Annotated in this window: 1 protein-coding gene; it reads left to right on the top strand. The window is 69.3% G+C overall.

The window, feature by feature from the left end:
- Nucleotides 1-274: ABC transporter substrate-binding protein (locus ACSNOK_RS34210; RefSeq protein WP_436784625.1), on the top strand; the 274-nt coding region annotated here is incomplete at both ends.

The raw sequence follows: 274 nt of genomic DNA, 5'->3' as shown, positions 1-274 counted from the left end.
TCGCCGCCGCGGTCGCGGCCGCCGCCAGCGCCCGCGAGTTCATCCAGGAGCTGGGCGACCGCACGGTGGCGATCCTCAACGCCGACGCCATGCCCCAGCAGAAGCTGGCCCGCATCAAGAGCCTGCTCGACCAGGCGACCGACCTCACCCTGGTCGCCCGGCTGGTGATGGGGCGCTACTGGCGCGAGGCGGGCGAGGCGCAAAAGCAGGAATACGTCCGCCTGTTCAACGCGCTGTTGATGCAGACCATGGCCGAGCGGTTCAGTTGGTACAC

It is taken from the genome of Streptomyces sp. URMC 126 (genome assembly GCF_051386555.1).
Taxonomy (GTDB): domain Bacteria; phylum Actinomycetota; class Actinomycetes; order Streptomycetales; family Streptomycetaceae; genus Streptomyces.
This window is presented reverse-complemented; position numbering and strand designations above follow the sequence as displayed.